Below are 26,720 nucleotides of genomic sequence, written 5' to 3' on the forward strand. Positions count from 1 at the left end.
CTGCAGGACAACGGGTCTGGCTCGCCTCCGAGGCGAGCCAGACCCGCACCGCCCCAGCTCACAACGAAGCGCACAGGGATGAACGAGACCAACTTCAATTACATGATCACCTTCGCGAAGAAGTGGCGGCACCGGGGCGGAGGATCCGGTGAGGACATCCTCGTCGAATTTGGGCTCTCGCAGGCCGAGTACTTTCGTCAATTGCAGATGATCCTCGACGAACGTGTCGGCGCAGCATCGGATCTTCCTCCCGACCTCCGTCACGAATTGCGGTCGATCTGTAGTGCTCGCCTACTGCGTCAGACGCCGCAACAATATTCGCAGTGATTCATACCTCATGCGGGGTGCACCAGTGTCCTGATCGGACTCACCAGCGGTTCCGGGACGGTTCACGGCGTGGCCGGCGCCAGCGCACGCGGAAGCGGTGTTCCTGCCGGTTCGGCATTTCCCGGCCGGTCGATACTGGCGAGCCACGCCGAGAGGGTTCGTCCGACGTCGGTCGGCCGTTCCATCGGTGTCAGGTGCCCGCCGCCGGGGATGATTTGAAACGTCGAGTCGGGAAGATGCGCGGCGATTTCGCGCATTGCCGGGGCCGCGCACAGTGTGTCGTCCTCGCCGGCCAGCACCAGGCTCGGGCACGTGATCTCGCGGAGGGCGTCGAGGTAGTCGATACGCGATGCCTGCGCCGCCAGCTGGGCGCGAAGTCCCTCCCTGCCGATGTGTTCGGCCATCGCGAGTACCCGTGCGTTCAAGGTCGGGTCGGCTGTCCGGGAATTCTTCGAGACCAGGTCCGGTAGCAGTCGCCGTTGTTCGGAGACTGCCGATCCCCCGCGATCGAGTCGAGCCGCGGCCTCACGCCAATCGTGGAGCTGACCCGGGCGTGGGGCGCGGGCGTTCGTCGAGAGCAGAGCCACGCCGGTGATGCGGTGGGGGGCGATGACGGCCAGGTGCATCGCGACGATTCCGCCCAGGGACAGGCCTATGGCGGTGAAGTTCGGCGGGGCGCTGGCCAGGATATTGTGTGCGATCGAGGCAATCGAATTCCGTTCCAGGACGGCGTGATGGATACGCGCGTGGCGGCGTATCGGGTCCTCGACGTCGGCCCACAGTTGCTCGCTGCACATCATCCCCGGGATGAGGACGACATGGTCAGTCATCGTCGGTGCTCCGGGACACCACCGACCAGGGTGCGACGTACCCGTTGGCGTCGAAGGCCACGTCCTTGTCGCGGGCGCGTTCGATCACTTCCGGATCCCAATGGATCCGGACTCGTCCGTCGCCGCCGTTGACGACAACCATTTCGCCGTCGCCGTCGTCGAGTTGTTCGAATCGGCGCCACGCGCCCGCCGGGATGGAGAGGGTGTCGCGGGGGTCGAGGACGACGGTCCGTTCGTCGGCGCCGCTGTTGAGGGTGATCTTCCATCGGCCGCTGCGGACGATGAGTGCCTGCGGTGCGTCGTGCCGATGCTGCAGCAGTCCTTCACCGGTGTGAGCGCGCAGCCATGCCAGGTTGAAACCGTGCGGGTTGTAGACACGCGGTTCCTGGTTGCGATCTTCGGTCATGCCGAAGCCGATGACGAGGGCGAGTTCGGCGTGACCGCCGGGCAGGGTGCTGCAGAGGAAGGCGCGGTCCGACCACACTCGGTCCGCTTCGGTGGTGACCCGGCCACGCATCTGCGCCGGGGTGTAGTGACGCAGCGCGTCGATCTCCTGCTGCGGCATCGGCCTGATCAGGTCGACATCGGCGGGCTCTCCGTCGGTAGCTTCCACGAGTTCGTTGTCCCGGGTCAGGTAGAGCCCGTAGTCTGCGGCTTGACGCAGTACCGATGGGCCCCAGATGATCCCACCGGTACTGTCCATTCCCAGCACTGTGAAGAGCCAGCCGTCGTCGGGACCGGTGTTGGTGAAACCGCGGTAGATCCAGGTCGGCACGGTCACGACGTCCCCGGTGGTGGACTGGTATTCGCCGGCCTTGCCGTCGACGCCCCAGCGGAACAGCCATTCGCCGCTGAAGTTGAGGAAGACTTCGGCGGTGAAGTGCATGTGCAGGTTGTTGGTGATGCCGTGCGGCATGGCCGCGGCGCCGACGTTGAAACCGTGAGGTTCGCGGAGGTTGATCACCTGGTCGGAGTTTTGCGAGACCCCGGATCCGATGAGGGCGTAATTCTCCTTCTTGTCCGACCCGGGGGTTTTGCAGTCGATGAAGGCTTGGTTGCAGCTGACGAGGTCGGCCCGGCGGATGGTTCTGCGGTCCAACTCGTCCTGGGTAACGATGGTGTTCAAGGGAAGTCCACTCCTCGAGGGTTCGATTCAGTGCGAAAGGGTCAGGGAGGTAAGCAGTTCGGAATCCGATGGGCTGAGCGACACGTCGAGGCAGGACCAGCTCCGGCGAAGTTGTTCGCCGGTGCGGCATCCGACCACGGGCACGATGTCGATCTCACAGTCGATCAGCGCACGTAGCGCCAGGGCCGTCGCGTCGGTCTCGTACTCGTCGGCGAGACGGTGCAGTAATTGGGCGGTGCGGGCGTTGCGCGCGGTGTCGTAGCGCTCCACCGATTGGGGTATCGGACCTGCGCTCCGGCTCTTTTCGAAGTAGCCCTTGGCTTGAGCCGAGTAGGGCACGACCGGCAGGCGGTGGGTGCGGTGAAATTCGAGCAGACCCGCGTCCATATAGGTCAGGTCGGGTGCCACCCGGTCCGCCTTGGGTGCGGCCAGGCTCCATTCGAGTTGGTTGGCGACGAATCCGCCGATTCCGGATGCGCTCGCATACTGCGCCGCCGCTGCCAGGCGGTCGGCGGAGAAGTTGCTCGCCGCGTAGTACCGGATGACGCTTTCGTCCACGAGGGTCTCCATGGTGTCGAGGATGTCCCCGATCGGGCGGGAGGGGTCGTCGCGGTGGAGGTAGTACAGATCGATCGGCGCGCCGCCGAGGTTCTCGGCGCTGGCGTGTGCGTCGGCTCGCAGCGAGGCGCGGTCCAGCCGCGGCCCTGCGGGGTGTGCCAGGTCGGGGTGACCACCCTTGGTAGCCACCACCATCGCCTTGCGGCAGTCCCGCGTCGTCAACCAACGCCCCAGCGTGTGCTCGCTGCAACTGCGTTCGACTCCGGGGACCCAGTCGGCATAGACCAACGCGGTGTCGACGAAATTTCCTCCGAGCTCGGCGAACGTATCGAGCAGGGCGAAGGACTCGCTCTCGTCGAGCGCGGACCCGAACCGGTTGCCGCCCAGGCACAGTCGCGACACGTGCAGATCCGTGCCGGGCAGCAGCAGTAGGGTGCTCGCCGCGGCGGTCATCGCTGCGCACCGCCGGTCGGTGCCCCAGTGAGCGCCGCCATGTCTTCGAAGGTTTCCAGCATCGACCAGATGTCCTGCTTGCCGGAACCGTGTGCCTGGCGTTGGGTCATCAGCTGGCGCACCGCCGATGTCAGCGGCATCGGAATTCGTTGTTCGCGGGCGGCGGACAGGACGATGTCGAGGTCTTTGGCGGCGGTATCGATGTCGGACGGTGGATCGTCGAAGTCCCGTTGCTTGAGCATCGGTGTCTTGAGGGCGAGTTGGACGGATCCGAGGGGACCGTCGTTCAGAATGTCGAGCATCTGGTCAAAATCGACACCGCCCTTTTCGCCCAGCGTCAGAGCCTCCCCCATCAGTGCCGCATACACACCGACGATGGTGCTGTGCACGAGTTTCAGGTACGCGGCCTCCTCGTCGCGGCCGACGTGGAGGATGCGTTTACCCAGTGCCGCCAGGACGGGTTCGGCGCGACCGAAATCGGCGGAGGCTCCGGAGGCGAAGATGGTGAGCTCGCCCGCCTCGGCAAGCCCGATGCTCCCGGCCACTCGCCCGCGGAGGTAGGCGATGTTCGCCGTCGACAGCGCCGATCCGACCTCGGCGGACACGGTGGGCGACACGGTGCTCAAGTCGCAGTACAGGTGGCCGGGCCGGGCGCCCTGCACGATTCCGGCCTCCCCGAGCGCGACCTGCCGCAGCACTGCATCGTTCATGATGATGGAGAAGCTGATATCCGAGGCCGCGGCCACCGCGGCGGGCGAGTCGGCAATCTGCGCCCCTCGCGCGGCAAGCGGTTCGCACCTGGACCGATCGATGTCGTACACGACGACAGTGTGTCCGGCGGCTGCGAGGTTTCCGGCCATCGGACCGCCCATGCGCCCCAGTCCGATGAAACCGATTACTGGTGATCTGTCCATATCTGGAGACCGTACTGTCAAATCGGCTCAAGGTCAACCGGTCGACCAATTTCGCTACTGCGTGGCGCCGCCGCTCGACGCTCAGCGGTCTATTCGCCGATTGTGTTGGCCAGGTTGCGGTTTGCGCTTCTCATGTGGGCGAACATGGCCGCCCGCGCGGCCTCGGCGTCACCTTCTTCGATCGCCTCGAAGATCGGCAGGTGCACCGCGAGTGAGGACCGGGTCTCCCCCATCGCGGTGATCACCCGGTTGGTCCAGACCTGCAGGAGTGAGCGAATGCTCGAGAGCACGCCCGCCAGCACGGTGTTACCGCTGAGTTCGGCGATCTTGAGGTGGAAGCGGACGTCGGCGGCGATGTAGCGGGGGAGGTCGGCGTCGGCCGCCTTCATCTCGTCGACGATCGCGCGGAGTTCCTCGAGGCCTGCGGGGGAGCGCCGTTTGGCGGCCATGCCCGCGAGAATCACCTCCACCTCCGCGCGGGCTTCGGTCAAGTCCTGCACGCGGCGCTCGCCCAGCAGGAGTCCCCATTCGATGATGCGCGGCAGCAGATCCGAACTCGACCCGGCGAGGTAGGTTCCGTCTCCCTGACGCACGTCGAGCAGGCCGAGCAGGGTGAGCGACTTGAGTGCCTCCCGGACCGCAGAGCGCCCGACGTCCAGGGACTCCGACAGGGCACGCTCGGACGGGATCTTGCCGCCCGGGGGAATCTCGCCGGACAACAGGTATTCGATCAGTCGATGCGCCAGCTCCACACTCGCCGGCTGCCGGCGCTCCACCTTGGTCAGAAGCGATTCAACTTGCGGGGACATAACCAGCCCACCCTTTCACCCTCAATGATCGAACCCTTGCGCACGTGTCCGACCGGTCGACCATACTATGAAAGTGGGCATCGAGGTGTTATGCCTCGATGCCCACCGGCGTTGCCGTCACATTCAGCTGTCGTACTTGCTGTCCACCAATCGGGTGCCCTTGGTCTCGCGGAAGCCCAAGGTCACGCACAGCAGCGAGATGAGCGCGATCGCGCAGACGTAGATCGGTACGGACCAGATGGTTCCGGTCGCCGAGGTGAGGAAGGTGGCGACGAGTGGGGCGGTGCCACCGAAGATGCCGAAGCCGAGGTTGTAGGCCATGGCGCTGGCGCTGTAGCGCACCTTGGTCGGAAACATCTCGGCCATGCTCACGGTCAGGGCGACCGAGATCAGCATGATCGGGACGAGGTAGATCAACTGGGCGATCAATGCCGCGGTGAAGGTGTGGGCCAGCACGACCTTGAACGCCAGCGGGATGCAGACGAAGGTGGAGACACAGGCGGCGATCAGCATCGGTTTGCGCCCGATCTTGTCGACCAGCAGTCCGGACAGGACCAGCAGGGGAATCAGCACGCCGAGGGCGATGAAGTTCGACGCCAAGGCCTGCTCCTTGGGCATGTTCACCGGGTCGCCCTGCAGGTAGCCGGGCAGGAACGTCACCCAGGTGTAGGAGAGGACTGCGTTGGTGATGGCGAAGCCGGCGAAGACGAGGATCGGCTTCCACTGGGTGCGGAGCGCGTCGAGCACGGGACTCTTGGTGATGACGTCCTCGTGGCGCCCCTCTTCGATCGCACGCTGCTGCTCCTCCTGGAGTCGGCGGAACTCGGGTGTCTCGGGGATACGCAGGCGGAGGAACAATCCGAACAGGGTCAGCGGCATGGCGACCAGGAACGGGATCCGCCATCCCCACGTCTCCATCTGCCCGTCGCTGACGAAGCTGGCCACCAGCGCCGACAGGCCGGCGCCGCAGAGCAGGCCGAAGAACACGCTGACCGACAGGAAGCTGGTGTAGAAACCACGCCGTTTCTGGTCCGCGTACTCGACGATGAAGGCCACAGCTCCGGCATACTCGCCGCCCTGGACGAGTCCCTGCAGGAGCCGGATCACCAGCAGGAACATCGTGGCAGCGAAGCCGACACCGGCATAGGTCGGCAGGATTCCGATGACGGTGGTGAGGACACCCATCGAGATGATTGCGACCGCCAGGGCGTTGCGTCGCCCCAACCTGTCGCCGAAACGACCGAAGATCATTCCACCGAAGGGTCGGGCGAGGAAGGAGATCGCGAACCCGGCATACACTCCGAGCATTGCCGCGGTCTGGTTCTCCCCGGAGAAGAACGACGCGGCCATGTAGGGCGCCAGGAACCCGTAGATTCCGTAGTCGAATTGCTCGATGAAGTTGCCGACTGTGCCCGCGAGTATGGGCTTGCGCAGCGATACCTTTTTCCCGCCTGGCGGTTGCGAACCGGCGGTGGCTGGTGCTTGGGTGGCGTCGCTCTGGACGGACATACTGGCCTCCGAAAATGGTCTGGGCAGTCTAACGAGAATGTCGTGGGGTCGGAAAGTGCAGTTCAGTAGCCGCCGGCGTTTGCGGTGGCGAGTGTGCGGTGTCCACGAATCGCGGCGATCCGACGCGTCGCTGCGTCGCGGAGCAGGGAAATGTCGTTTCCCGGTGTGACGAGGTCCAGTCCGAGATCGACGAGTTGGCGGGCGGTCTCCTCCCCGCCGCAGAAGGCGCCGACGTAGATTCCGCGGCGCCGGGCGGCCTCGACCACCCGGACGATTGCCTCGAGCACCGGTTCGGAGAACGAACCGCCCGGCCGCTCACCGAGCGAGAGCGCAAGATCGTTGGGTCCGATGTAGACGCCGTCGAGCCCGTCGACGGCGACGATCTCGTCGAGGTTGGACAAAGCCGTGGCGGATTCGATCATCGCCCATGCCACGACGGTGGTGTCCGCGTGTGCGACGTAGTCCGGTCCGCCGTACAGCAGCCCGCGAGAGGGGCCGAAGCTGCGGACACCGACACCGGGATATCGGCACGCGGAGACGAAGTCTGCGCAGGTCACCGCGTCGTCGATGGACGGGCAGATGATTCCGTAGGCACCCGCGTCGAGCAACTTGCCGATCTCGGCGGGGTCCGCGCCGGAACTTCGCACCATCGGAACCGCGGGCCCCGACGACACGGCCTGCAACAGTGCCACGGCGGTATCGATGCCGAACATGCCGTGCTGCAGGTCGATGGTGACGCTGTCGAATCCGGCGTGGGACAGCGCTTCGGCCGCGTAGGTGCCGCTGCTCGAGATCCAGGCGTTGGCGGCAACGTTTCCGTCTGCCATCGCGGCTCGCAGTAGATTGGGGCGCATCGCGACCTCCTGTAGTTGACGCCTGAGAGATACTATTGGTCATCCGGTCGACCACTGAAGGGCAAAATGCCGGCCGAGCTCGATGGACCACTCGACCGGCGGATCGACTCCCCGCTGTCAGTGGGAAGTGGGTTCGTCGCCTCGGGCGCGCTTGATCTGTGCGAGAACGGAGAGTTCGTCGTAGATCCGCCATTCCTTGTAGATCTTGTCGCCACGGAATTGGAAGTGCGAGACCCCGAAGATCTCGACGGGACTTCCGGTGACCGGGCCGTACTGCGGAACCCCGCAGTAGGTGCCGCCCAGCACCCACAGGATCGATACCCGGGTGCCGTGGAAGGAGTCTTCGTTGAAGGCGACGTCGTAGATCTCGACCTGGGCATCCGGGAAAGGGCCGAACAGGTGATCGAGTTCGGTCTTGTAGCCGTCGTCGCGGGCATGGGTGCGGTGCCGCGTGGTCTCGACGACGATGTCGCGGCTGAAGTACGCGGGCACCAGATTGCGCAGGTGCTGATTCCACACCTCGTCGATCATCGCGACGACGCGCTGATCCTCTTCGCGCCCGTGCTGCGGTCGCTTTCCGGACACGCCCTCGACCAGGGGATTTGCGGGTGCGTCGCCGAGGAGCTTGCCGCCCTTCTCGCCGAGCAGTCCGGCACTCGGGGCGAACGCGATCTGGCGGGCGATGGCATCGACGTCGTGCCCGGATTGCTCGACCACGGCCCACTCGTCGCGGACCACCCATTCCTCGGCGATCATCGCATCCCGCACCAGGCAGACGGCGATGTTGCGGGAGGACGTGTGCTTGAACGTCGGCGGTCCGTACTGCCAGAAGCCTTCTTGCTTACCGCAATTGACGATGCGGTGCGAGCTCAGCCAGGTGTTCTCGTCGCGCACCTCCCAGATGACGTCCTCGCCGGTGAACAGTCGGTGCGGGTACGCGGCGTTCTTCTGCAGGCACGCCTGGATGATGGGCTCGTTTCCGACGATGGTGCCGTAGGCGCCGTGCACCTTGATGTCGGGTAGATAGTGCTCGCGGATCTGGCCCATCCCGCGCGGCTCCCAGATGCGATCCGTCCACGAGAGGATGTAGTCCTCGGGATCGTCGTAGGGCGCGTACGCCGACGGTTTCAGCTCGATCATGATGCTCCGTTCCAACCAGGGTGCTCTTGTGACTGCCGACACAGTATCGCGCCGATCCCAAATTGGTCAACCGCTCGACCAATGCGTTACGGTGCTCTACATCGCCGTGGTTCGAGACCACGACTCCCGATCTGCGTGCAGGAGGCTTGCTGACATGGGACATCAACTGACGGAAAATCTTTCGTTGACCGATCGCTTGATGCGGTCCCACCGACGGGTGCTGGTTCTCGACGACGACCCCACCGGGTCACAGACCGCGGCCGGGGTCCCGATCGCCACAGACTTCTCGCCCGAATCGATGGAATGGGCCCTGAGGGAGGCCGCACCGACGGCATTCGTGCTGACCAATGCGCGGGCTCTGGACGAGAACACCACGCGCGAGCTCACCCGGTCGATCGCGCAGACGGCAACGACCGTGGCCGACCGGCTCCGACTGCAGCTGTCCATCGTCAGCCGCTCGGACTCGACGCTGCGCGGCCACTTCCCCGTCGATGTGGAGGTGCTCACCGAGGTCGGCGCCGCAGGCACACCACGCGTACTCGTTCTGTGCCCCGCCTATCCCGCAGCCGGTCGCATCACCCGCCACGGCCGGCATCTCGTCCGATCCGGATCCGGGTGGGTGCCTGTCGGGGAGACCGCCTACGCGCGCGACGCGACGTTCGGCTTCTCTGCCTCGACGCTGCCCGACTGGGTACAGGAGCGCTCGCACGGCCGGTGGGCTGCCTCCGATGTCACCGTCGTCTCGGTGACCGACATCCGTCGCGGCCCCGACCACGTCAGTCGGTTGATCGGCGCCACCGCATCGGGGTTCGACCCCGGACCGGTTTGTGTGGACGCCGAGACCGAGGCCGACCTCGACGTCGTCGCCGCAGCCCTCGAGCGGTGCGAGGAAGAGGGAATTCGGACCGTTGTGCGATGCGGTCCGTCACTTGCCCGCGCGCGGGGCGGACTGCCCCACAGTAGTCGGGTCTCACCGGAGCGTCTGAGGGCCGCTCTCGATCCGACCACCGGTCCGCACGGTCTCGTCGTCGCGGGGTCCCATGTCGAGCTCACGACCGCCCAGCTCAGGCACCTGGGCGACCTGGACCGCGTGTCCACCGTCGAACTCTCGACAGCCGACGTCGTCGATGCTGCCACCCGCGACGCCGCGATCGACCGGGCCGTGACGGAATGCGTTTCGGCGCTCGCCGTGTCGGATGTGGTGCTTCGCACCAGCCGGGACGTGGTCGTCGGAGTCGACGAAGATGACAGCCTGTCCATCGCCGCGGCCGTGGCGCACGCACTGAGCACGGCCGCGTCCGCCGTTGTCGCGGCGGCGCCGCCTCGGTGGGTCGTCGCGAAGGGCGGCATCACCTCCGCCGACGTGATTACCAAGGTCCTCCGCCTGCGGCGGGCCAAGGTACTCGGCCCGATCCTCGACGGCATCGTCCCCGTCTGGGTAGCCGAATCCGCCTCGGGCCCCTTGTGCGTGGTGTTCCCCGGAAACGTCGGCGGCCCGGAATCTTTGCGTGACGTCGTCACGGTTCTACGAGAACTGAACTGATCGCTCCACCCGCCACCTGACCCGAAGAGGAATCCGCAATGCCCCGTGCTCCCCTGACCGACCTCGTCACCCACGCATCCCGAAACGGCGAAAGTGTCGGCGCCTTCACCTGCTACAACCTCGAACAGGTCACCGGCGTGATGCTCGCCGCGGAAAGCGCCCGGCAGTCGGTGTGTCTGCTCCTGGCAGAGGGGGCCCTGCGTCGCGACAGCGGACCACTGTTGGCTCGCCTGCTGGTCGCCGCGGCGGACGACGCTTCGGTTCCAGTTGCCGTGCAATTCGATCACACCCAGGACCTGGAGATGATGGCGCGCGCACTCGACCTCGGTGTCACCGCGATCATGGCGGACGGTTCCGCGCTCCCCTACACCGCGAATGTCGACCTCGTCGTCCGCGCCCGCGCCCTCGCCCAGCCCTGCGGGGCATCGATCGAGGCCGAACTCGCGCACGTTCCCGGCGACGAGGACTCCGCCGGCGCCGTCGACGTGCACGCTGTCACAGACGTGGTGCAGGCGGTCCAGTTCGTCCGCGATACCGGGACCGATCTGCTGGCCGTCGCGATCGGCAATGTCCACGGAACCTACGCGAGCCCACCCGACCTCGACATGGGTCTGCTCTCGAAACTGCATGCCGCCGTGCCGGTGCCCCTGACACTCCACGGCACCTCGGGGGTTCCCGACGACCAGGTCCGCCGCGCCATCGCGCACGGCATCCGGAAGGTCAACGTCAACACCGAACTGCGCCAGGCGTATCTGCGCGCCGCCCGAGACATCACGCCCGACGAGGTCCGTGGCTGGAACCTGCTCACCCCCGCCGACCGGCTGATCGAGGCGACCCGGGCTGTCACCGACACACACCTTCGCCGCTGCCTGCCTCAGCCGGCAGCAGCGGCGATCTGAGAAACCCACCGGAGCACCGGTGGGCGCACCCGAATGAAAGGCCACACCCCGCAATGCCACTCACAACGGATGTCTACGCCCCGTTCGAGAGCCCCGAGGACTATATCCTGAGCTGGACCGACCTGATCTGGGACGACTTCGGCCTCGGCCGCCTGCCCGTGCACTACGCGAAGGACGTGGTCGTCCACGGTGCGTACGGTCCGATCCGCGGAGTCGACGACGTGATCGCCGGCTCCCTCGTCAAGAAGAGCGCCTTCCCTACCCGCATCGGGACCGCGGAGGACGTCATCTGCGAACCCCGCGGCGACCGGGCCTTCATCAGCCACCACCGGGTGTTCCATTCCGGACCACAGGCCGGCCTCGGCGTGTACGGCCCTGCCACACTGAACAACTCGGAGTCACGGAACATGGCAATCTGCCTGGTTCGGGACGGTCTGGTGGTCGAGGAGTGGGTGGTCCGCGACGAATACCGCGTGGTCACCACGCTGGGCCTGGATCCCGAGGCCGTCGCCCGTCAGGTCGCATTCACCGACGAGACTGCCGGCCTGTTCGGTACCACGGCCCCCACCGACGTGGTACTGACCGGCGAATCCGGCCCACGCCCCGACTCTCATCGCGTCGAGGCGGAGTTCATCCGCGAATTCGTCGCCGACGTGTGGAACAACCGCCGACTCGAACGAGCACCCGAGTTCACCCAGCGCGACCTGTTCCTGGAGACCACTCGCGCTCGCATCCGCACCCGGGCAGTCAACTATCAGATCGACTTGACCCAGATGCTCGCACCGTTCCCGGACGCCGTGATCGAGACGCGTGACATCGCGGTCAGCACCGCCCCCGAACAGGGCACGCGAATCGGAGTCCTGTGGAGGCTGACCGGAACCTACTCGGGTGCGCCCCTCTACGGCCCGGTCACCCACTCACCCGTCGAAATCATGGGATCGTCTCAATTCCTGCTGCGTGGTGGCCGGATCATCCGCGAATGGCGGGTCTACGACGAGATCGCCGTCATGGCGCAGATCGCCAAGGCCCGTGGCGACGTTCCCACACCGCACTGAAAGGTCGGATCACGTGGTCCATACGCAGCTCACCCCGGAGACGACTCAGCCCCTCTACGGGGAACAAACCACACTGTCGTTGAACAACTTCCCCGGCCCGGGACGCACCTTCGGTGACGTTCCCGCGTTCGTCCGAAATTATGCGCGGGTCAAGCTCGCCGCCGCGCAGGCCAATCACGCTCTCGGCGTTCTCGATTCCATACGCCGCGACGCCATCGTCACCGCGTGCCGGGAGATCGCATCCGGTGACCACCCCACACAGTTCCCATCGGCATTGCTCCTCGGCGGGGGTGGCACAACGACAAACATGAATGTCAACGAAGTCATCGCGGCACGGGCCACCCTGCTGGCCGGTGTGACCGTGCACCCGAACGACCACGTCAACGCGTCACAGTCGACGAACGACAGCTACCCGACCGCGATGGCGCTGACGGTGCTGGAGCTGGCCGAACCCCCACTGGAAGCGCTGGACGAGTTGGTGACCGCTCTCGAGAACAAGGCCACCGAATTCGACGACACCCGGCATCTCGGGCGCACGTGTCTTCGCGACGCGGTCAGTCTCAGCGCGGGGCAGTCGCATCGCGCCCAGGCCGCCGCGATCCGGCGGACCGCCGACGGGCTGCGCGTCGCGGTCGGCGCCATGCGGTCGGTGCCCCTGGGTGCGACAGCGGTCGGCACCGGACTCGGTGCCCCGGACGGCTACCGCGAGCTCGCGATCACCGAGTTGGCCGCCGCGTCCGGCCTGGATCTCCGCCCGGCACCGGATCTGTTCGACGCCCTCGCGCATCTCGACCCGTACGCGGACATCGCCGCTGCCGGCGCCCGCACCGGCATGACCATGGCCAAGGTGGCCGCCGACATCCGACTCCTGTCCTCCGGGCCGACGGGTGGATTCGGCGACCTGACCATCCCCGCCGTCCAGGCGGGATCTTCGATCATGCCGGCGAAGGTCAACCCCGCCATCCCCGAGTATGTGATGCAGTTGAGCTACCGTATCCGCGGGGCCGCCCACACGATCGAATTCGCCGTCAGTGCAGGAGAACTCGAGCTCAACGTGATGGAGCCCGTCATCGTCGACGCCCTCGTCACCATCTTCGACGACCTGACGGCCGCGGCAATCTCATTCGCGCGGCGCTGCGTCAACGGAATCACCTGGCACGGTCCACGCCGCGAGGAAAACCTCGCCGGTGCCTTCGACTCCTGGGTCACCCTCTCCGCGACCGCCGGATACGAGGCCACCACGGCCCAGTATCGGAACCGTCCCGCTCACGCGTCGCCGATTTCCACGACGAACGATGAACAACGATCATCGGTCGGTGCGCTCGAGTCACCGGAAGCGTCGAAATAGTGGACCATCATCGTCGAATTGCGTTGTGCACTCTCGGGGGAACGATCGCGGCCCAACCACACCCGACCTCGGGTGCCGGGGTGGTGCCGGGAGAGATCTCCCCATCACTGGGAACCGCTACCGTCCTGTCCGATGCCGGCGTCGAAGTCTCCGAACGCCGATTCGGACAAGTCGCGTCGGCTGCGGTGGATTTCGGCACCATTCGCGAAGTTCTCACCCACGCAGAGCAGGAAGCCGAGCGAGGCGCGGCGGGGATCGTCGTCACCTGCGGCACGGACATGCTCGAGGAATTCGCGTTCGCACTGGACGTTCAGTGGTCGAGGCCGATCCCGCTGGTCGCGACCGGAGCAATGCGCCATCCCGGGCTCCCGAGCGCGGACGGACCGGCGAACCTCACTGCCGCGCTGCGCATTGCCTCCGAACCCTCGTTGACCGAACTGGGGTGCCTCGTGGTGATGAACGATCGCATCCACTCACCCTGGCAGCTGCAGAAACGGCACACCTCGAACGCAGACGCATTCACGTCCGTACACTCCGGACCCGTCGGGGAGGTCTGCGAGAATCTCGTCCACATCTATTCGCCACCAGCCCGGAGGCCTTCGATCACCGTCCCATTCGACGCGGAGTTCCCCCCGGTCGCAGTGCTCAAGACCGCTCTGGCGGACGACGGCCGCATCCTCGAACCCCTGGTCGCCCTCGGCTATCGGGGGCTGGTCGTCGAAGCAGCGGGCGGCGGATCAGTCCCGCCGGCGTGGGCGACACCGCTGGGAAAGCTGGCCCGGGAAATTCCGGTCCTGTATGCCACACGGACCGGAGCCGGGCCCGCCCTGCGATCCACCTATGGAGGAACCGGCGCCGAGATCGACCTACAGAACCGGGGCCTGATCCCCGCCGGAACACTCGACGGCCTCAAAGCACGAGTCCTCCTGACAGTCCTCCTCGCCGCAGGCGCCGACGAGAAGGAAATCCGGCACGCGTTGGAGGGCTACACGACGTCGACGTGCAACGCCTCCGCGCAAGCCCTGGATGCCATCTGATCCGTCGTTCACCATGCGCGCTGTCGTCACGGGGACAGCGCCGCGCAGCCGTGACTGGATGGCCCTCGGCGTTCTACTGCCTGATCTTGGCCACGCCCCGCTGGATACAACGCCGGACTCGGGGCGGTGTTGCAGTCACGTGGCATGCCGTCCGGCCATCCGGACTACGAAAATCAGACCAAGCCCTACGTGGCAAAGATCCGCGCAACCGAGAATCAATTCGCAAAGATGCTCTCGCCTTTCGGTGCCCTGTCGCTCTCGGGGATCGGTGGAGTAATCGTCGAGAAGGCGTCCGAGTTCCTCGGGCCTCCCGATGTCTGGAGCGGCGTAGGCGCTTCGCGCCCGTGCGCCTTTCTGGTAGCGCCAACAACCAAAAAGGCTCACGGGCGCGGAGCGCCTGTGAGCAATTCAGTCAGTCGACGGACGTCGTCGGCGCCTATCCCGTTGTCCCGCAGCAGAGCGTGGACGCCGCCGTACCGCTGGTCGACGTGGTCGAGGAAACGCTCCACCACGTCCGCCGGCGCCGTCCATGCCTCCGGCGGGTAGAGGTCGGCTGCTGCGCCGTAGGAGCCCATCCGGCGCAGGCGGCGCATCGATGCGACGACGTCGTCGGGGGCGGCCCCGTAGTCGGCGGCGATCTCCGCACGGAGCACCCCGATGGCGTCGAGGAGCAGTGCGATCGCCACCCCCGTACGGTCCTTACCGACGGTGCAGTGCACCAGAACCGGGAGGACATCCGGTTCGAGAAGCCGGGCGCACAGGGACACGACCCCGTTGGCGTCCTCGGCGAGGTATTTCAGGTAGCGGGTGACCAGTGGGTCGTCACCGTCCATCGGTGCGACCGCCGAATCCTCCGCCACGCGGTCGCCGATGCTGAACGGGTGCGAGAAGTGGCCGATGCGCAACTCGTCGAGCGGCCCACGTCCTTCGACGGCGACCTCGTGGGGCAGCCGCAGGTCGATGGTCGCCCGGATCCCGGTGTCGGCGATCAGCGCCCGCGCAGACTCCTCGTCGAGGAACTGCGGTGTGCCGCTCCGGAAGAGGATTCCGCTCCGAACGCGGCCGCCGTCCCGGGTCCGGAGTCCACCGACGTCCCGGAACCCGAGCAGCCCGGCGTACGCGGTGGTCACGACTGCGTGGACAGGATGGTGACGACGCAGGCGTTGCCGTCCATTCCCGCCGCTCCCCCGCCCATCGTCTCCACCAGCCCGACACGGTGCCGGTCGACTTGCCGCGCGCCTGCCCTACCCCGGAGCTGCCAGGCGATTTCCGCGAGCTGCGCCATTCCTGTCGCGCCGAGCGGATGACCGCGCGAGAGCAACCCGCCGCTCGGATTGACCGGTTGCGCCCCGTCGCGGGTGGTGTGCCCGGAGGGGGCGAGTTCGGCGCCCTTGCCGCGGGGTGCGATACCGAGCGCTTCGAGGGTGATGATCTCCCCGATGGTGAAGGCGTCGTGCACCTCGAGCACGTCGATTTCCTGTGGGGTGCGATCGGCCTGCGCGAAGGCCTTTTCGGCGGCGCGGGCCACGCTGGCGTATCCCCAGACGTCCTCGCTGCGCTGGTCCCACAGGGCTCCGGAGACCATCGCGGACGCCTCGATCCGCAGATCGTTGCGGTTGCCGCGGTCACCGCCGACGATCGCGGCGCCGGCTCCGTCGCTGGTCGGGCAGCACTGCAGGAACGTGAGGGGTTCGGCGATCAACCGGGAGTCGAGCACCTCCTGAATGGTCGGCACCGTCCCCCGCAACTGGGCGCGCGGATTGTCCATCCCGTTGCTCTTGTTCTTCACCGCGATGGCGGCGAGTTGTTCCGGGGTGACCCCGAATTCACCGACATACCGCTGTGCCTGCAGGGCGTACAGCCCCGGCAACGGCAGCGACGCAGCACCTTCCGGGTCGGTCGCCTCGGGAACGATCGCCCCGGAGAACAGCGTCGACATCTGATCGACGCCGAGCACCAGAACGCACCGGAATCGGCCGTGCCGTACCGCTTCGACCGCCTCGTGGTAGGCGGCGGTGCCGCTGGCGCACGCGTTTTCGACGGTCCACATCGGCACGGACGGAATGCCGAGTCCGCGTTGGATACGCGTCGCCACCCCGGGCGGGCCGAACACCGACCCGACGATGATGGCGTCGATCGCGTCGGGCCGGATGCCGGCGTCCTGCACCGCCTCGGCGACCGCGGTCCAGGCCAGCGATTCGACCCGCTGGTCCGGGAACCGGCCGTACGACGACGTTCCGACGCCCCACAACATGGCCTGGTTCATCGCTGTCCCTCCGCAGTGGCGAAGAGGTCGCCGTCGTCTGTTCCGGTGATCTCGACCCGGGTGCCGAGTGCGAGCACGGCCGGTTCGGCGAGGTGGACGAGGACCCGGGGGCCGTCGTCGAGGTCGATGTACGCCAGCCCGAACGGCGGCCGGTGCGTGCCGACCGGGATGGCGACCACCGTCGACGACCAGGTCGTGCCCGTGCGGGCGAAGCGGGCCGGCTCGGTTGTGCTGTAGCACACCGGGCACCACGGCAGATGCTGCTGCGCGGTCGGGTACCGGCACGCCGTGCACCGCGAGCCGAGCACGGCGTCCCCGGCGAGGACCGGCCGCGAGTCCGCGACATGCAGTCCCCCGACGGCGGAGCCGGCCCGCCGCTTCGTCGGGCGTCCCACCCCGAGTTCGCTCATCAGTGGTCGCCTTCCAGCGTCAGCGAGAAGTCCTCGGCCTCGATGTGCAGGTACGCGCCGACGGACGTCTCGACCAGGTCCCTGATGTACTTCATCTGCGTGCTGGTGGGGGCGAAGTCGCGGTTGCGTTGCGGGGTCGCGCGCATGATGTCGATGTCGTTCTCGGGAACGAGCAGTCGCAGGAGCAGTTCGTCGTCGCTGATCGACTCGCCGAACTTCTTGCGCAGTTCGTCCAGGCTCGGCTGCGGAGGCTCCCAGTTCTGGTAGCTCTTCGCCTTGGGGGAGCTCATGATGGTGTCGAGCACGTTCGGGTCCATCGGCGCGGCCGGTGTGCCGTAGAAGCCGTGCGCGTAGATCATCACCTCGTCCGGCACCACCGAATACCGCGATCCCGTCACCACGTTCAGCACCGCCTGGGTGCCGACCAGCTGTGAGAACGGGGTAGCCATGACCGGATAGCCGAGTTCTTCTCGCACCCGGGACATCTCGTCGAGCACCTCTTCGAAACGGTCCTCCATGCCACGGTCCCGCAGCTGCGCCTTGAACGTGCCCGCCATCCCGCCGGGAAGCTGGTGACGGTACTGGAACAGGGAGTACTCGGCCGGCTGACCGACCGGCAGGTCCTCGTACTCCGCGACGCGCAGCAGGTGCTGCTCGACCGCGGCGAAGCGGGACTCGTCGAGGTCGACGTCGAAACCCGCGTAGCGCAGATTCGCCACCGTGTTCTCGGTGGAGGGCAGCGACACTCCGGCGGCCAGCGGGCGGCTCGCGGTGTGCACGCGGTCGGCACCGGCGAGGACGGCCTCGAGGTAGTTCAGCGGCGCGAGCGCGTTGTTGCTGTGGAAGTGGACCTCCACCGGCAGGTTGCCGGCCGCGCCCTTGATCGCCGCGACGAGGGAGCGGGTGCGCTCGGGGGTGAGCAGTCCGGCCGCGTCCTCGAGTTCGATACCGTCGGCGCCGGTCGCGACCAGCTCCCGCGTGCGGGCGGCGTAGTACTCGTCGGTGTGGTACGGGGTGTCGGCGTAGAGGATGCAGGGCAGCGCCTGACCACCCTCGGCCTGGACGGTCTTGACCAGGCGGCCGATCTTGTCGATGTTGAACAGGCCGTCGTAGATCCAGAAGCTGCCGATGCCGTGCGCGATCAGCCGCTGCACCCACAGGTCCATCACGCTGTCCGCGGTGAGTCCGAAGGTGACGATGCCGTTGCTTCGGGTGCCGGCTCGGACCGTCGTCTCCGGCATGGACTTCGACAGCGAGATCAGCTGCTCCCACGGATCTTCCTTGCAGTGCCGCACCAGCACCTCGAAGATCGAACTGCCGGCGAGGTCAATGGTGTGGAAGCCGGTGCGGTCGAGCTCGGCGGCCATGGGCAGGCCCATGTCCTTGCGCAGCCGCATGCCCCACCAGCTCTGCGGGCCGTCGCGCAGAGTCTGGTCGACGATGTCGATCTTGCGCCGGGTGCCGTCGTCGTTGCGCGGAGCGATGTCGAGGTAACTCATGAGATCTTCTCCAGATAGTCGGGGAGGCCGCGAGAGGCGATCCACTCGGTCGTGACGGTGCCGGCCCGGAAGTCCGGATGGTCCAGTGCCACACGGGCGAAATCGGCGGTGGTGGGAACTCCGGTCACCCCGAGCCTCCCGAGGGCGGCAACCATCCGATCCGCAGCGACGTCACGGTCGGGTCCGTGCGCCACGATCTTCGCCAGCAGCGAGTCGTAGTACGGCGTGACGACGTAGCCGGGTTCGCAGTGGCTGTCGACGCGGATTCCCGTGCCCTCCGGGGGATCCCAGGTCTGCACCGTTCCGGGGTTGGGGATGAAACCCCGGGCCGGGTCTTCGGTGGTGATGCGGACCTCGATGGCGTGTCCGGTCAGGTCGATGTCGTCCTGGGTGAACCGCAGCGGCTCACCGGCCGCCGAGCGCAACTGCTCGGCGACGAGATCGACACCCGTGACCATCTCCGTGACCGGGTGTTCCACCTGGATTCGCGCGTTGAACTCGAGGAAGGCAAATTCGGAACGGTCTGCGTCGTAGATGAATTCGACGGTCCCGGCGCTGTCGAGTTCGAGCGCCTCGGCGAACGCGACGCCGCTGCGGTGGATGTGCTGCCGGATCTCCTCCGGCAGGTTGGGTGCCGGCGACTCCTCCACCACCTTTTGGTGGCGCCGTTGCAGGGTGCAGTCGCGTTCCCCGAGATGGATGACGGAGCCGTGCTTGTCCCCGAGCACCTGGACCTCGATGTGCCGGGCATTACGGATGAACCGTTCGACGTAGAGCCGTCCGTCGCCGAACGCCGACTGCGCCTCGGCCCCGGCGGGCGACCAGCGGGCCCGCAACTCGGATTCGTTCTCCACCACCGACATGCCGCGGCCGCCGCCGCCGGCAGCGGCCTTGACCAGAACCGGGTAACCGAGTTCGGCCGCGGCGGCGACCGCGGCCTCGGCCGAGTCGAGTACCGGAGATCCCGACAACACGGGAATGTTCGCCGAGCGTGCGAGTTCGCGGGCCCGGGCCTTGTCCCCGGCCTCGGCGACCGCCGCCGGCCGCGGTCCGACGAACGTGAGGCCCTCGGCGACGCAGGCGGCGGCGAATTCCGGGTTTTCGGACAGGAACCCGTAGCCGGGGTGCACGGCATCGCAGCCGGCGCCGAGGGCGGCGCTGAGCACCGCGGGGATCGACAAATAGCTCTGCCCGGCCGGGGCGGGACCGATGCAGACGGCGCGATCGGCCAACCGGGCGGCGAGCCCGTCGCGGTCCACCGTCGAGGTCACCGCGACCGTTTCGATGCCGTGGGTGCGGCAGGCCGTGATCACCCGTACCGCGATCTCGCCGCGGTTGGCGACCAGGACCCGCCGCAGTGGGGTGCGGCGCGGCGGCTCGGTGGTCAGGGTCGACGGGCTAGCCATCGGTCGGCCTGATCAGGAACAGCACCTGGTCGAACTCGACCAGGTCCGCGTTGGTGGCGCAGATCTGCACGATCTCGCCGCCCTGCGGGGTGAGCACGGGGTTCATCAACTTCATGACCTCGACGATCGCGATCTGCTGCCCGGCCTCCACGGTCTGCCCGACCTGCACGAACGGCGGATCACCCGGGCTCGGCGCCGTCCAGAACGCGCCGACCGTCTGCGATCGGACCTCGATGCAGCCGGCGGTGTCGACCGCGGCGGCCGGTGCCGACGGTGCGGGGGCGCTCGCAACCGGGGCGGGGGCCGGCGCGACGGAAGCCTGCGGTGCCGGCGGCGCGGCGACGGGAGCGGCCACCGGGGCAGCCGTCGGTGCCGGGGCCGTGCCCGCGGCCGCCGGGGGGCCGTCCTTGCCGACGGTGATGCGGATACCGTCGAGTTCGAGGGTCATGGAGGCCCATCCGGACTCCTGGAAGGTGCGCAGGATCTCCTGCACCTCGCGGTGGGTCACGCGTTCCGACGTGGTCATGACGTCCTCCTCTGGTGTGCGATGGCGGCGAGCAGCACCGGCAGCCGGTGGTTGGTGACGATCGCGTCGACACCCGCGTCGAGTGCGGCGCGCACGCCGTCGGGGGCGCAGAACACCGCGCCGCGTAGGGTTTTGGTCCCGGCCGGGATGGCGGGCAATTGCTCACCGAGGTCTTCGGCAGGGAGGGTGTCCGCATCGAAGACCGGTTCGACGGCGACGTCGGTGCCCACCCGCAGCGGCGTGGCACTCTCGGCCCACTCGGTGAGCCGGCGCAGGTCCTCGTCCTCGCTCTCGTCGACCGCCGAGGTCGGCAATTCGCCGGCGTAGACCCTGCCGGTGGTGGCGTCGACGGTGACGGTCCGGCCGACCAGACTCTCGACGGTGTCGGCGCCGCAGCCGACGACGCAGGGGGTGTCGAGGGCCCGGCTGACGACGGCCGCGTGTGAGGTCGCGCCGCCCTGCTCGGTGACGACCGCGGCGGCCGCGATCATGCCGTGCACGTCGTCCGGACTGGTCGACTTGCGAACCAGGATGCATCCCGGATTCGCCTGTGCCGCTTCGGGAGTATCCACCACCACGCCGGTGGCGACACCCGGGCTGGCGGCCACTCCGGCCACGAGCACCTCCGCGTTGTCGGCGGCGCCGGCGGCGATTTCCGGCCGCAGGAGGCTGCGGATCTGGTCCGCGGTGACGCGGGTCAGCGCCTCCGCGGGGTCGAGGACGCCCTCGTCGACGAGTTCGACGGCGATCCGGACCGCGGCGCGGGCGGTGCGCTTCGCCGGCCGGGACTGCAGCAGGAACAACTCTCCGCTCTGCACGGTGAATTCGATGTCCTGGGCGTCGCGGCCCTCACGGTCGAGGCGCTCGGCAGCCTCGAGGAGTTCCCCGTGCACGGTCGGCCAGCGCTCTTCCAGATCGGACAGGGGTTTCGGGGTGACCCGGCCGGACACGACGTCCTCCCCCTGCCCCCGCTGCAGATACTCGCCGTAGGGCTCGCGGGTGCCGTCGACCGGGTTGCGGGTGAACAGCACCCCGGTGCCGGAGTCGTCGTCGAGGTTCCCGAACACCATCGCCTGCACGGTGACCGCGGTTCCGAGGTCGTCCGGGATGCCGTAGTGCTTGCGGTAGGCGAGGGCACGCCGGGACCGACTCGACTGGAAGACCGAGGCGACGGCGGCGCGCAGTTGTTCCCACGGGTCGGCCGGCACCGTGTCGTCGACGTCGGCGGAGATCGCGGCCCGCACCGACGCCGTGTCGGGCAGGTCCTCGAGGTCTTCGGTGCAGCCGAGGACGAGGCGGCCGTAGAAACCGGTGAAACGGCGGCGCACCTCGGCCGCGAAGTCGGGGTCCCCGCTCTCGGCGGCCAGGGCGGCCTCCACCTCGTCGTTGCAGCCGAGGTCGAGGATGGTGTCCATCATGCCCGGCATGCTGATCGCGGCACCCGATCGCACCGACACCAGCAGCGGGCGTTCGCTGCCGCCGAAGGTGCGGCCGAGTCGGCTCTCCAGCAACCGGATTCCGGTGACCAGTTCGTCGGCCAGCCCGTCGGGCAGGCCGCCGTCGGCGAAGTAGGCCGCGCAGGCGTCGGTGGTGACGACGAACGCCGGCGGCACCTTCAGTCCCAGCGACTGCATGCGCCACAGGCTCCAGGCCTTCCCACCGACCAGGTCCCGGCTCGGCTCGGCGGCGGTCTCGTCGGGGACGACCAGCCAGCGGAAACTCGTTGCGGTGCTCATTCGGGGCGCTCCCGTCCGGTCAGGCGGAGGATGTGCTCATGCATCTGGAACCACACGGTGTGTGCGGAGTCGACGCGGACACCGCTGACGTAGTCGGTCTCGCCGCCCTCGGCGCGGGTCAGGGCCGCACCGATCCGGTCGAGGAAACGCTCCACCAGGGGATCCGCCTCGATCAGCGGGGCAAGGATTTTCTGCGTCTTCTCCTGCACACGGCCGAGTTTCTCGATGATCTTGGCGTCGTAGTCGGCGTCGGCGTGGTCGTTGCTCACGCGGGCGCCGTCGACCTCGACGGTCTGCCAGTCGGTGGTGAGGGCGAGTACCTGCTTGTTCACCCCGGTCTCGAAGTCGTCCATCGCGGCTGTCACGGCGTCGTCGGACCGAATCCCCGCGAAGGCCCGCGGGTACACGCCGTCGAGGAATTCGCGGCCGGCGGGGGTGATCATGAAGTTGCCGCGGGCGGCCATCACCGCGCCGTCGGCGACGGCCTTCTCCAGCGCCGCCTCGACGTCGGCGACGGGGAGTGCGTTGATCTCGGCGAGTTGCTCGGCGGATCCGAGCTGACGCAACGTCAGGGTGTGCACGGTGAGTTCGTAGAAGTCGAGCATGAGGGGTCCTTTCGGTGTCAGGGTCACGCCCGCGCGGCGACCATGCGGTCACGGACTTCGCGGCGCAGGGACTTCCCGACCGGGCTGGTGGGGATGTTCGGCCAGATCTCCAGGGAGCGAGGGCGTTTGAAACCCGCCAGCCGATCGGAGCAGAACTCGAGGATCTCGTCGGGTGCGGCGGCGGATCGGGTGACGACCGCGGCCGCGACACGTTCGCCCCACTTCTCGTCGGGCAGGCCCACGACGGCGGCCTCGACGACGGCGGGGTGCGTCAGCAGGGCGTCTTCGACCTCACGCGGGTAGACGTTGAAACCGCCCGAGATGATGACGTCGTGCCTGCGGTCGAGCAGGTGCAGGTAGCCGTCTTCGTCCCAGCGACCGATGTCGCCGGTGTGCAGCCAGCCGTCCGGTTCGATCGTCTCGGCGGTGGCGTCGGGACGCCGCCAGTACCGGCTCATCGTGTGCGGGCCCCGGGTCAGGACCTCCCCGACCTCGCCGGGCCCGAGCACGGTGCCGTCGGTGGAACGGACCTGCACCTCGACGAAGGTGTAGGGCTTGCCGGCGGAGGTGAGTCGTTCGGGTGTGTGCTCCCACGGCTGCAGGCAGGTGATCGCCAGCGGCGCCTCCGCCTGGCCGTAGAGTTGCGCGAAAACCGGTCCGAGGATGACGATTCCGCGTTGGAGCACGCTGGTAGCGATCGGGGCACCTCCGTAGCACAACCGCTCGAGAGCGAGGTCCGCCGTTGCCGCGGCAGGGTTCTCGAGCAACATCGCGATCATCGTCGGAACCATGAACGTCGAAGTGGCCCTGTACTTCTGCGCGGCCTCGAGGAACGCGGCGGGCGAGAACTTCGACACGATGACGTTCGGGGCACCCTTGACCAGGTGCGGCAGGAAGAACGCGCCGCTGCCGTGGGTGATGGGTGCGGCGTGCAGCATCACCGAATCCGGTCGCAGGTTGGGCAGCAGGTCGACCAGGAAGTTGGCCACTTCGGCGAGCTCGCTGCGCGTGGTCAGCACCACCGCCTTCGGCTTGCCGGTGGTGCCGCCGGTGTAGGCCAGGCGCAGTGGTTCGTCCTGGTCGCGCCGCACGTCGCAGGGACCGTCGGCGGCGCCGGCGATGAGGCCGGGCAGCTCGTCGGCGGTGATCATCACCTCGACCTTCGCGGGCGGCTCCCCGGCGTGGACCAGCGCTCGTGCCTGCGAGTCCTCGACCTTGTAGGCGTGCTCGTGGGCGGTCTCGCGGACGTTCAGCGGGACCCGGACCAGGCCGGCCTTCGCGAGGGCGTAGTAGACGACGACGCCGTCGATGCCGTTGGGCATCAGGACCGCGACGCGGTCGCCGGATTCGAGGCCGCGGGCCAGCAGCGCGTGGCCGAGCCGGTCGGTGAGCTCGTCGAATTCGGCGAAGCTCACCACCCGGTCGCCGTCGATCAGCGCGGGAGCGGAACCGAATTGCCGCCCGGCGCGGCGGATCAGGTCACCGATCTGCATCGTCATTCCTTCGCCTCCCTCGCGGCGGGGAGGTCTGCGCGACGCAATCCGGATCCGCGGCCCTCGAGGTTCCGGGAGCCTCGCTGGGTGAGGCGGTACAGCTCGTCCGCCTGCGGGGTCCCGTGGTTCCACTTCACCCACTCCTCGTCGAGGAAGCGGTTGCGCCCGTCCAGTACGGCGGGCGTGAATCCCCGTGCGCGCTGGTTGTAGTCGTCGATGTCGACCCGTCCGGCGCTGGTGGTCCACAGACCGGTCTTCTCGGGCAGGCTGGACGAACCGGTGAACTGATCGCCGGCGGTCGGCGCATAGTCGTCGTCGGTGAGCACCGAGAAGGGGATTCCGGTGAGCATGTTGCGGTTCAGGTCGGAGTAGCGGGCCATGGTGTACTCGTTGCTCGTCTGGTGGGGTAACCCCAGCAGACCGACCATCTCCCCGAGGTTGTCGCGACCGTATTCGTCGTTGAGCAACGGCTTGAACCGCTGCACCCGCTCGTCGATCTGGAACCAGTAGTCCTGCCGGTAGGTTCCGGCGAGATGCGCGAAGTCCTTGCCGACCGAGGAGTAGACCATGGCGCCGGCGTCGATCATCTGCTCACGTGACCAGTTGGCGATCCGCTTCCACAGGTCGGTGGTCGCCTCGTTGAGGATCTCGCGGTACTGCTCCATGGTGTCGGCCAGGGTGTCGGCGTTGTCCATGCCGACCGGAATGTAGCCGTCGGTCAACGCGTCCGAGGTGTACATGCCGACCGCCTCGATGTTCGCGGCGTTGTATCCCGGTTCGGCCTCGAACGACGCCCAGTCGTCCATGAGGTGGAAGTTGGTGCCCTTGAACACGATCGGAATGGTGAGATTGTTGAACGGCAGCTGAGAGGCGATGCCGTCGAGCCACGGGTAGTCGCCCTCGGTGAGGTCGAAGAAGTCCCGCATGATCATCTGCCGGTTGTCGCCGAAGTTGTAGGGGCCGCTGTTGTGCAGACCGATACGGCACTCGCAGTGGGCGAGGAACGCGTACTGGGACAGCTGGGCAACGAGTTTGGTGGCGGCGGTGTGCAGCCGGTCGCCGGGAACGACGCCGTGGAGGTCCGACTCGAACACCTGCAGGGTGCGTTCGGGCAGAAATTGGCTGCGGTCGCCGAACTCCTTGTTCGTCAGGTGCCCGTCGTTGCGGTGATACGCCAGATTGAAGCGCCGGGAGAAGTCGAGCACGTCGACGACGTCGTCGACGGCGTCGGTGGGCCGGATCAGTCCCCAGTTCATCAGCATTTCGCGGCCGATGAGGTAGAACGCGGGCATACCCCACGCCGCGTTGACCGTGTCCACCTTCAGGCTGACCTCGCGGGCCCGGTCGCCGAGTTCCTCGGCCGGCGTCGCCGAGTCGATCTCACGCAGCAGGGTGGGCAACCGGTAGAAGCTGTTGAGATAGCTCACCAGCATGTACGGGTTCATCGGGAACAGCTTCGACTCCTGCACGGTGCGCGTGATGCACAGCCAGTAGGTGGTGTCCGACAGGCTCCGCAGGTAGTTGTTGGTTTCCAGCAGAGTCCGGTAGTTCAGGTTCGCCATGGTCTCAGCCCTCGTTCTCGATCAGCCAGATCCGGGCATGCCCGGTGTCACCCAACTCGTATGCGTCCGACGCCGGAGGTGCCGCGGTCACTTCGAGTTCCACCACGTCGCCGTTCTTCAGGTCGTTGATCTTGCAGTTCATCAGCGTGGGAACGTCGTACTCCCGGGCGAGGATGCCCAGGTGGGAGCGCACGGTGCCGCCGAGGCAGATGACTCCGGCGAACCCCTCGATGATCGGAGCGGTCAGGGTGCCGCCCGAATCGCCGATCACGGCGATGGTGCCCGGCGGGATGCCGTCCGTGAGGAATTCCATGACCTGCTCGATTGTGGAGACCAGGGCGACCGGTCCGGTGACCGTCCGAGACTTCTTGATGACGTTGTCGCCGACGCCCACCTGCCGGCGCCCGTCCGAATCCAGACCCTCCGCGAACGTCCGCGCCTCACGGTCGACGCGCTTGTACTTGTCCGGCTCGGAATCGAGCGAGACCGTCGCCGAGTACTCGAACCGGTACCCGGAATCCAGGGCCTCCTGCTCGACGGCCCGGGCGTCGTCCACGGAGAAGAGATCGAATTGACGTTCGAATACGACGTCCTTCCACTGACAATCGGTGGCCGCCCGCCGTTGCGCCACCAACGACCGCACTGCGGTGTTGAAGCGGCCGGGCAACGGCAGCATTTCGGTCGATCCCCATTTCGGGGCAGTAACCGCGGAGTCGGACATGTCACCTCACTCATTTGAGCGGCAGCCATAGCGCCACCGACCGAAAAGGGGGCCTCTACCTGGCCCTTTCTCTCCGGGATCTTTTCCTTGTGAG

General features: G+C 67.3%; 25 protein-coding genes. 6 read left to right on the forward strand and 19 right to left on the reverse strand.

What is annotated here, in order from left to right:
• The first annotated feature begins 78 nt into the window (after positions 1-78).
• Complete coding sequence (locus ROP_RS14620; RefSeq protein WP_012690155.1) at positions 79-327, forward strand: DUF3263 domain-containing protein; 249 nt, start codon at positions 79-81, stop codon at positions 325-327.
• 62 nt (positions 328-389) lie between these two features.
• Here the strand turns inward: ROP_RS14620 and ROP_RS14625 are convergent, their stop codons facing one another.
• The 8 genes from ROP_RS14625 to ROP_RS14660 form a co-directional block, all read right to left on the reverse strand.
• The gene (locus tag ROP_RS14625) at positions 390-1,157 is read right to left on the reverse strand and encodes an alpha/beta fold hydrolase (protein WP_012690156.1); all 768 of its coding nucleotides are present in this window, start codon (positions 1,155-1,157) and stop codon (positions 390-392) included.
• Positions 1,150-2,283: a cupin domain-containing protein gene (locus ROP_RS14630; RefSeq protein WP_012690157.1), complete on the reverse strand. Its 1,134-nt coding sequence runs from the start codon at positions 2,281-2,283 to the stop codon at positions 1,150-1,152. The genes ROP_RS14625 and ROP_RS14630 overlap by 8 nt, the downstream gene beginning before the upstream one ends.
• 27 nt (positions 2,284-2,310) lie before the next feature.
• Entirely contained in the window at positions 2,311-3,294 is a 984-nt protein-coding gene (locus tag ROP_RS14635; RefSeq protein ID WP_012690158.1) for an aldo/keto reductase, read from the reverse strand.
• The gene (locus ROP_RS14640; RefSeq protein WP_012690159.1) at positions 3,291-4,208 is read right to left on the reverse strand and encodes an NAD(P)-dependent oxidoreductase; all 918 of its coding nucleotides are present in this window, start codon (positions 4,206-4,208) and stop codon (positions 3,291-3,293) included. The genes ROP_RS14635 and ROP_RS14640 overlap by 4 nt, the downstream gene beginning before the upstream one ends.
• Before the next feature lie 89 nt (positions 4,209-4,297).
• The gene (locus ROP_RS14645) at positions 4,298-5,017 is read right to left on the reverse strand and encodes a FadR/GntR family transcriptional regulator (RefSeq protein ID WP_012690160.1); all 720 of its coding nucleotides are present in this window, start codon (positions 5,015-5,017) and stop codon (positions 4,298-4,300) included.
• Positions 5,018-5,140: 123 nt separating this feature from the next.
• On the reverse strand, positions 5,141-6,526 hold the full coding sequence (locus tag ROP_RS14650; RefSeq protein ID WP_012690161.1) for an MFS transporter: 1,386 nt from the start codon (positions 6,524-6,526) through the stop codon (positions 5,141-5,143).
• Between the two features lie 62 nt (positions 6,527-6,588).
• Complete coding sequence (locus tag ROP_RS14655) at positions 6,589-7,380, reverse strand: HpcH/HpaI aldolase family protein (RefSeq protein WP_012690162.1); 792 nt, start codon at positions 7,378-7,380, stop codon at positions 6,589-6,591.
• A gap of 117 nt (positions 7,381-7,497) precedes the next feature.
• Entirely contained in the window at positions 7,498-8,520 is a 1,023-nt protein-coding gene (locus tag ROP_RS14660; protein WP_043824769.1) for an ester cyclase, read from the reverse strand.
• 184 nt (positions 8,521-8,704) lie between these two features.
• Between ROP_RS14660 and ROP_RS14665 the strand changes: the two genes are divergently transcribed.
• From ROP_RS14665 to ROP_RS14685, 5 genes are read left to right on the forward strand one after another with little or no spacing between them, the layout of a single operon-like run.
• Complete coding sequence (locus ROP_RS14665; protein ID WP_231868916.1) at positions 8,705-10,063, forward strand: four-carbon acid sugar kinase family protein; 1,359 nt, start codon at positions 8,705-8,707, stop codon at positions 10,061-10,063.
• A gap of 38 nt (positions 10,064-10,101) precedes the next feature.
• Positions 10,102-10,962: a class II fructose-bisphosphate aldolase gene (locus ROP_RS14670; RefSeq protein WP_012690165.1), complete on the forward strand. Its 861-nt coding sequence runs from the start codon at positions 10,102-10,104 to the stop codon at positions 10,960-10,962.
• A gap of 53 nt (positions 10,963-11,015) precedes the next feature.
• Complete coding sequence (locus tag ROP_RS14675; protein ID WP_012690166.1) at positions 11,016-12,017, forward strand: ester cyclase; 1,002 nt, start codon at positions 11,016-11,018, stop codon at positions 12,015-12,017.
• Positions 12,018-12,030: 13 nt separating this feature from the next.
• A complete protein-coding gene (locus ROP_RS14680) occupies positions 12,031-13,365 on the forward strand; it encodes a lyase family protein (RefSeq protein ID WP_231868917.1) in 1,335 nt (444 codons plus the stop codon).
• Positions 13,365-14,402: an asparaginase gene (locus tag ROP_RS14685; RefSeq protein WP_012690168.1), complete on the forward strand. Its 1,038-nt coding sequence runs from the start codon at positions 13,365-13,367 to the stop codon at positions 14,400-14,402. Before ROP_RS14680 ends, ROP_RS14685 begins: the two co-directional genes overlap by 1 nt.
• 380 nt (positions 14,403-14,782) lie before the next feature.
• On the opposite strand, the gene ROP_RS14690 is transcribed toward ROP_RS14685, so the two are convergent.
• The 11 genes from ROP_RS14690 to ROP_RS14740 are packed head-to-tail and all read right to left on the reverse strand — an operon-like array spanning position 14,783 to position 26,626.
• Positions 14,783-15,532, reverse strand: coding sequence for a tyrosine-protein phosphatase (locus tag ROP_RS14690; protein ID WP_012690169.1), 750 nt, complete (start codon positions 15,530-15,532; stop codon positions 14,783-14,785).
• Positions 15,529-16,668 (reverse strand): thiolase family protein, encoded by a 1,140-nt coding sequence (locus tag ROP_RS14695; protein ID WP_012690170.1) that lies wholly within the window; start codon positions 16,666-16,668, stop codon positions 15,529-15,531. Before ROP_RS14695 ends, ROP_RS14690 begins: the two co-directional genes overlap by 4 nt.
• Positions 16,665-17,078 carry a Zn-ribbon domain-containing OB-fold protein gene (locus ROP_RS14700; protein ID WP_012690171.1) on the reverse strand — a complete coding sequence of 138 codons (414 nt, stop codon included), beginning with the start codon at positions 17,076-17,078 and terminating at the stop codon, positions 16,665-16,667. Before ROP_RS14700 ends, ROP_RS14695 begins: the two co-directional genes overlap by 4 nt.
• Positions 17,078-18,577, reverse strand: coding sequence for a carboxyl transferase (locus ROP_RS14705; RefSeq protein ID WP_012690172.1), 1,500 nt, complete (start codon positions 18,575-18,577; stop codon positions 17,078-17,080). Before ROP_RS14705 ends, ROP_RS14700 begins: the two co-directional genes overlap by 1 nt.
• On the reverse strand, positions 18,574-19,983 hold the full coding sequence (locus ROP_RS14710) for an acetyl-CoA carboxylase biotin carboxylase subunit (RefSeq protein WP_012690173.1): 1,410 nt from the start codon (positions 19,981-19,983) through the stop codon (positions 18,574-18,576). The genes ROP_RS14705 and ROP_RS14710 overlap by 4 nt, the downstream gene beginning before the upstream one ends.
• Positions 19,976-20,509, reverse strand: a complete 534-nt coding sequence (locus ROP_RS14715; RefSeq protein WP_012690174.1) for an acetyl-CoA carboxylase biotin carboxyl carrier protein — start codon at positions 20,507-20,509, stop codon at positions 19,976-19,978. Before ROP_RS14715 ends, ROP_RS14710 begins: the two co-directional genes overlap by 8 nt.
• Positions 20,506-22,245, reverse strand: a complete 1,740-nt coding sequence (locus ROP_RS14720) for a pyruvate, phosphate dikinase (RefSeq protein ID WP_012690175.1) — start codon at positions 22,243-22,245, stop codon at positions 20,506-20,508. The genes ROP_RS14715 and ROP_RS14720 overlap by 4 nt, the downstream gene beginning before the upstream one ends.
• The gene (locus ROP_RS14725; protein ID WP_012690176.1) at positions 22,242-22,850 is read right to left on the reverse strand and encodes a hypothetical protein; all 609 of its coding nucleotides are present in this window, start codon (positions 22,848-22,850) and stop codon (positions 22,242-22,244) included. The genes ROP_RS14720 and ROP_RS14725 overlap by 4 nt, the downstream gene beginning before the upstream one ends.
• 23 nt (positions 22,851-22,873) lie before the next feature.
• Positions 22,874-24,349 carry an AMP-binding protein gene (locus ROP_RS14730; RefSeq protein WP_012690177.1) on the reverse strand — a complete coding sequence of 492 codons (1,476 nt, stop codon included), beginning with the start codon at positions 24,347-24,349 and terminating at the stop codon, positions 22,874-22,876.
• Positions 24,346-25,905 carry a hypothetical protein gene (locus ROP_RS14735; protein ID WP_012690178.1) on the reverse strand — a complete coding sequence of 520 codons (1,560 nt, stop codon included), beginning with the start codon at positions 25,903-25,905 and terminating at the stop codon, positions 24,346-24,348. Before ROP_RS14735 ends, ROP_RS14730 begins: the two co-directional genes overlap by 4 nt.
• A 4-nt stretch (positions 25,906-25,909) precedes the next feature.
• Positions 25,910-26,626, reverse strand: a complete 717-nt coding sequence (locus ROP_RS14740) for a PEP-utilizing enzyme (RefSeq protein ID WP_043824771.1) — start codon at positions 26,624-26,626, stop codon at positions 25,910-25,912.
• Positions 26,627-26,720 lie beyond the last annotated feature (94 nt).

Source organism: Rhodococcus opacus B4, assembly GCF_000010805.1.
Classification (GTDB): domain Bacteria; phylum Actinomycetota; class Actinomycetes; order Mycobacteriales; family Mycobacteriaceae; genus Rhodococcus_F; species Rhodococcus_F opacus_C.

What these genes read in the sequence shown, in the direction of transcription:
- ROP_RS14620 (WP_012690155.1), top strand. Translation starts at nt 79, where the DNA reads ATGAACGAGACCAACTTCAATTACATGATCACCTTCGCGAAGAAGTGG.
- ROP_RS14625 (WP_012690156.1), bottom strand. Translation starts at nt 1,157, where the DNA reads ATGACTGACCATGTCGTCCTCATCCCGGGGATGATGTGCAGCGAGCAA.
- ROP_RS14635 (WP_012690158.1), bottom strand. Translation starts at nt 3,294, where the DNA reads ATGACCGCCGCGGCGAGCACCCTACTGCTGCTGCCCGGCACGGATCTG.
- ROP_RS14640 (WP_012690159.1), bottom strand. Translation starts at nt 4,208, where the DNA reads ATGGACAGATCACCAGTAATCGGTTTCATCGGACTGGGGCGCATGGGC.
- ROP_RS14645 (WP_012690160.1), bottom strand. Translation starts at nt 5,017, where the DNA reads ATGTCCCCGCAAGTTGAATCGCTTCTGACCAAGGTGGAGCGCCGGCAG.
- ROP_RS14650 (WP_012690161.1), bottom strand. Translation starts at nt 6,526, where the DNA reads ATGTCCGTCCAGAGCGACGCCACCCAAGCACCAGCCACCGCCGGTTCG.
- ROP_RS14655 (WP_012690162.1), bottom strand. Translation starts at nt 7,380, where the DNA reads ATGCGCCCCAATCTACTGCGAGCCGCGATGGCAGACGGAAACGTTGCC.
- ROP_RS14660 (WP_043824769.1), bottom strand. Translation starts at nt 8,520, where the DNA reads ATGATCGAGCTGAAACCGTCGGCGTACGCGCCCTACGACGATCCCGAG.
- ROP_RS14670 (WP_012690165.1), top strand. Translation starts at nt 10,102, where the DNA reads ATGCCCCGTGCTCCCCTGACCGACCTCGTCACCCACGCATCCCGAAAC.
- ROP_RS14675 (WP_012690166.1), top strand. Translation starts at nt 11,016, where the DNA reads ATGCCACTCACAACGGATGTCTACGCCCCGTTCGAGAGCCCCGAGGAC.
- ROP_RS14695 (WP_012690170.1), bottom strand. Translation starts at nt 16,668, where the DNA reads ATGAACCAGGCCATGTTGTGGGGCGTCGGAACGTCGTCGTACGGCCGG.
- ROP_RS14700 (WP_012690171.1), bottom strand. Translation starts at nt 17,078, where the DNA reads ATGAGCGAACTCGGGGTGGGACGCCCGACGAAGCGGCGGGCCGGCTCC.
- ROP_RS14705 (WP_012690172.1), bottom strand. Translation starts at nt 18,577, where the DNA reads ATGAGTTACCTCGACATCGCTCCGCGCAACGACGACGGCACCCGGCGC.
- ROP_RS14710 (WP_012690173.1), bottom strand. Translation starts at nt 19,983, where the DNA reads ATGGCTAGCCCGTCGACCCTGACCACCGAGCCGCCGCGCCGCACCCCA.
- ROP_RS14715 (WP_012690174.1), bottom strand. Translation starts at nt 20,509, where the DNA reads ATGACCACGTCGGAACGCGTGACCCACCGCGAGGTGCAGGAGATCCTG.
- ROP_RS14720 (WP_012690175.1), bottom strand. Translation starts at nt 22,245, where the DNA reads ATGAGCACCGCAACGAGTTTCCGCTGGCTGGTCGTCCCCGACGAGACC.
- ROP_RS14725 (WP_012690176.1), bottom strand. Translation starts at nt 22,850, where the DNA reads ATGCTCGACTTCTACGAACTCACCGTGCACACCCTGACGTTGCGTCAG.
- ROP_RS14730 (WP_012690177.1), bottom strand. Translation starts at nt 24,349, where the DNA reads ATGACGATGCAGATCGGTGACCTGATCCGCCGCGCCGGGCGGCAATTC.
- ROP_RS14735 (WP_012690178.1), bottom strand. Translation starts at nt 25,905, where the DNA reads ATGGCGAACCTGAACTACCGGACTCTGCTGGAAACCAACAACTACCTG.
- ROP_RS14740 (WP_043824771.1), bottom strand. Translation starts at nt 26,626, where the DNA reads ATGTCCGACTCCGCGGTTACTGCCCCGAAATGGGGATCGACCGAAATG.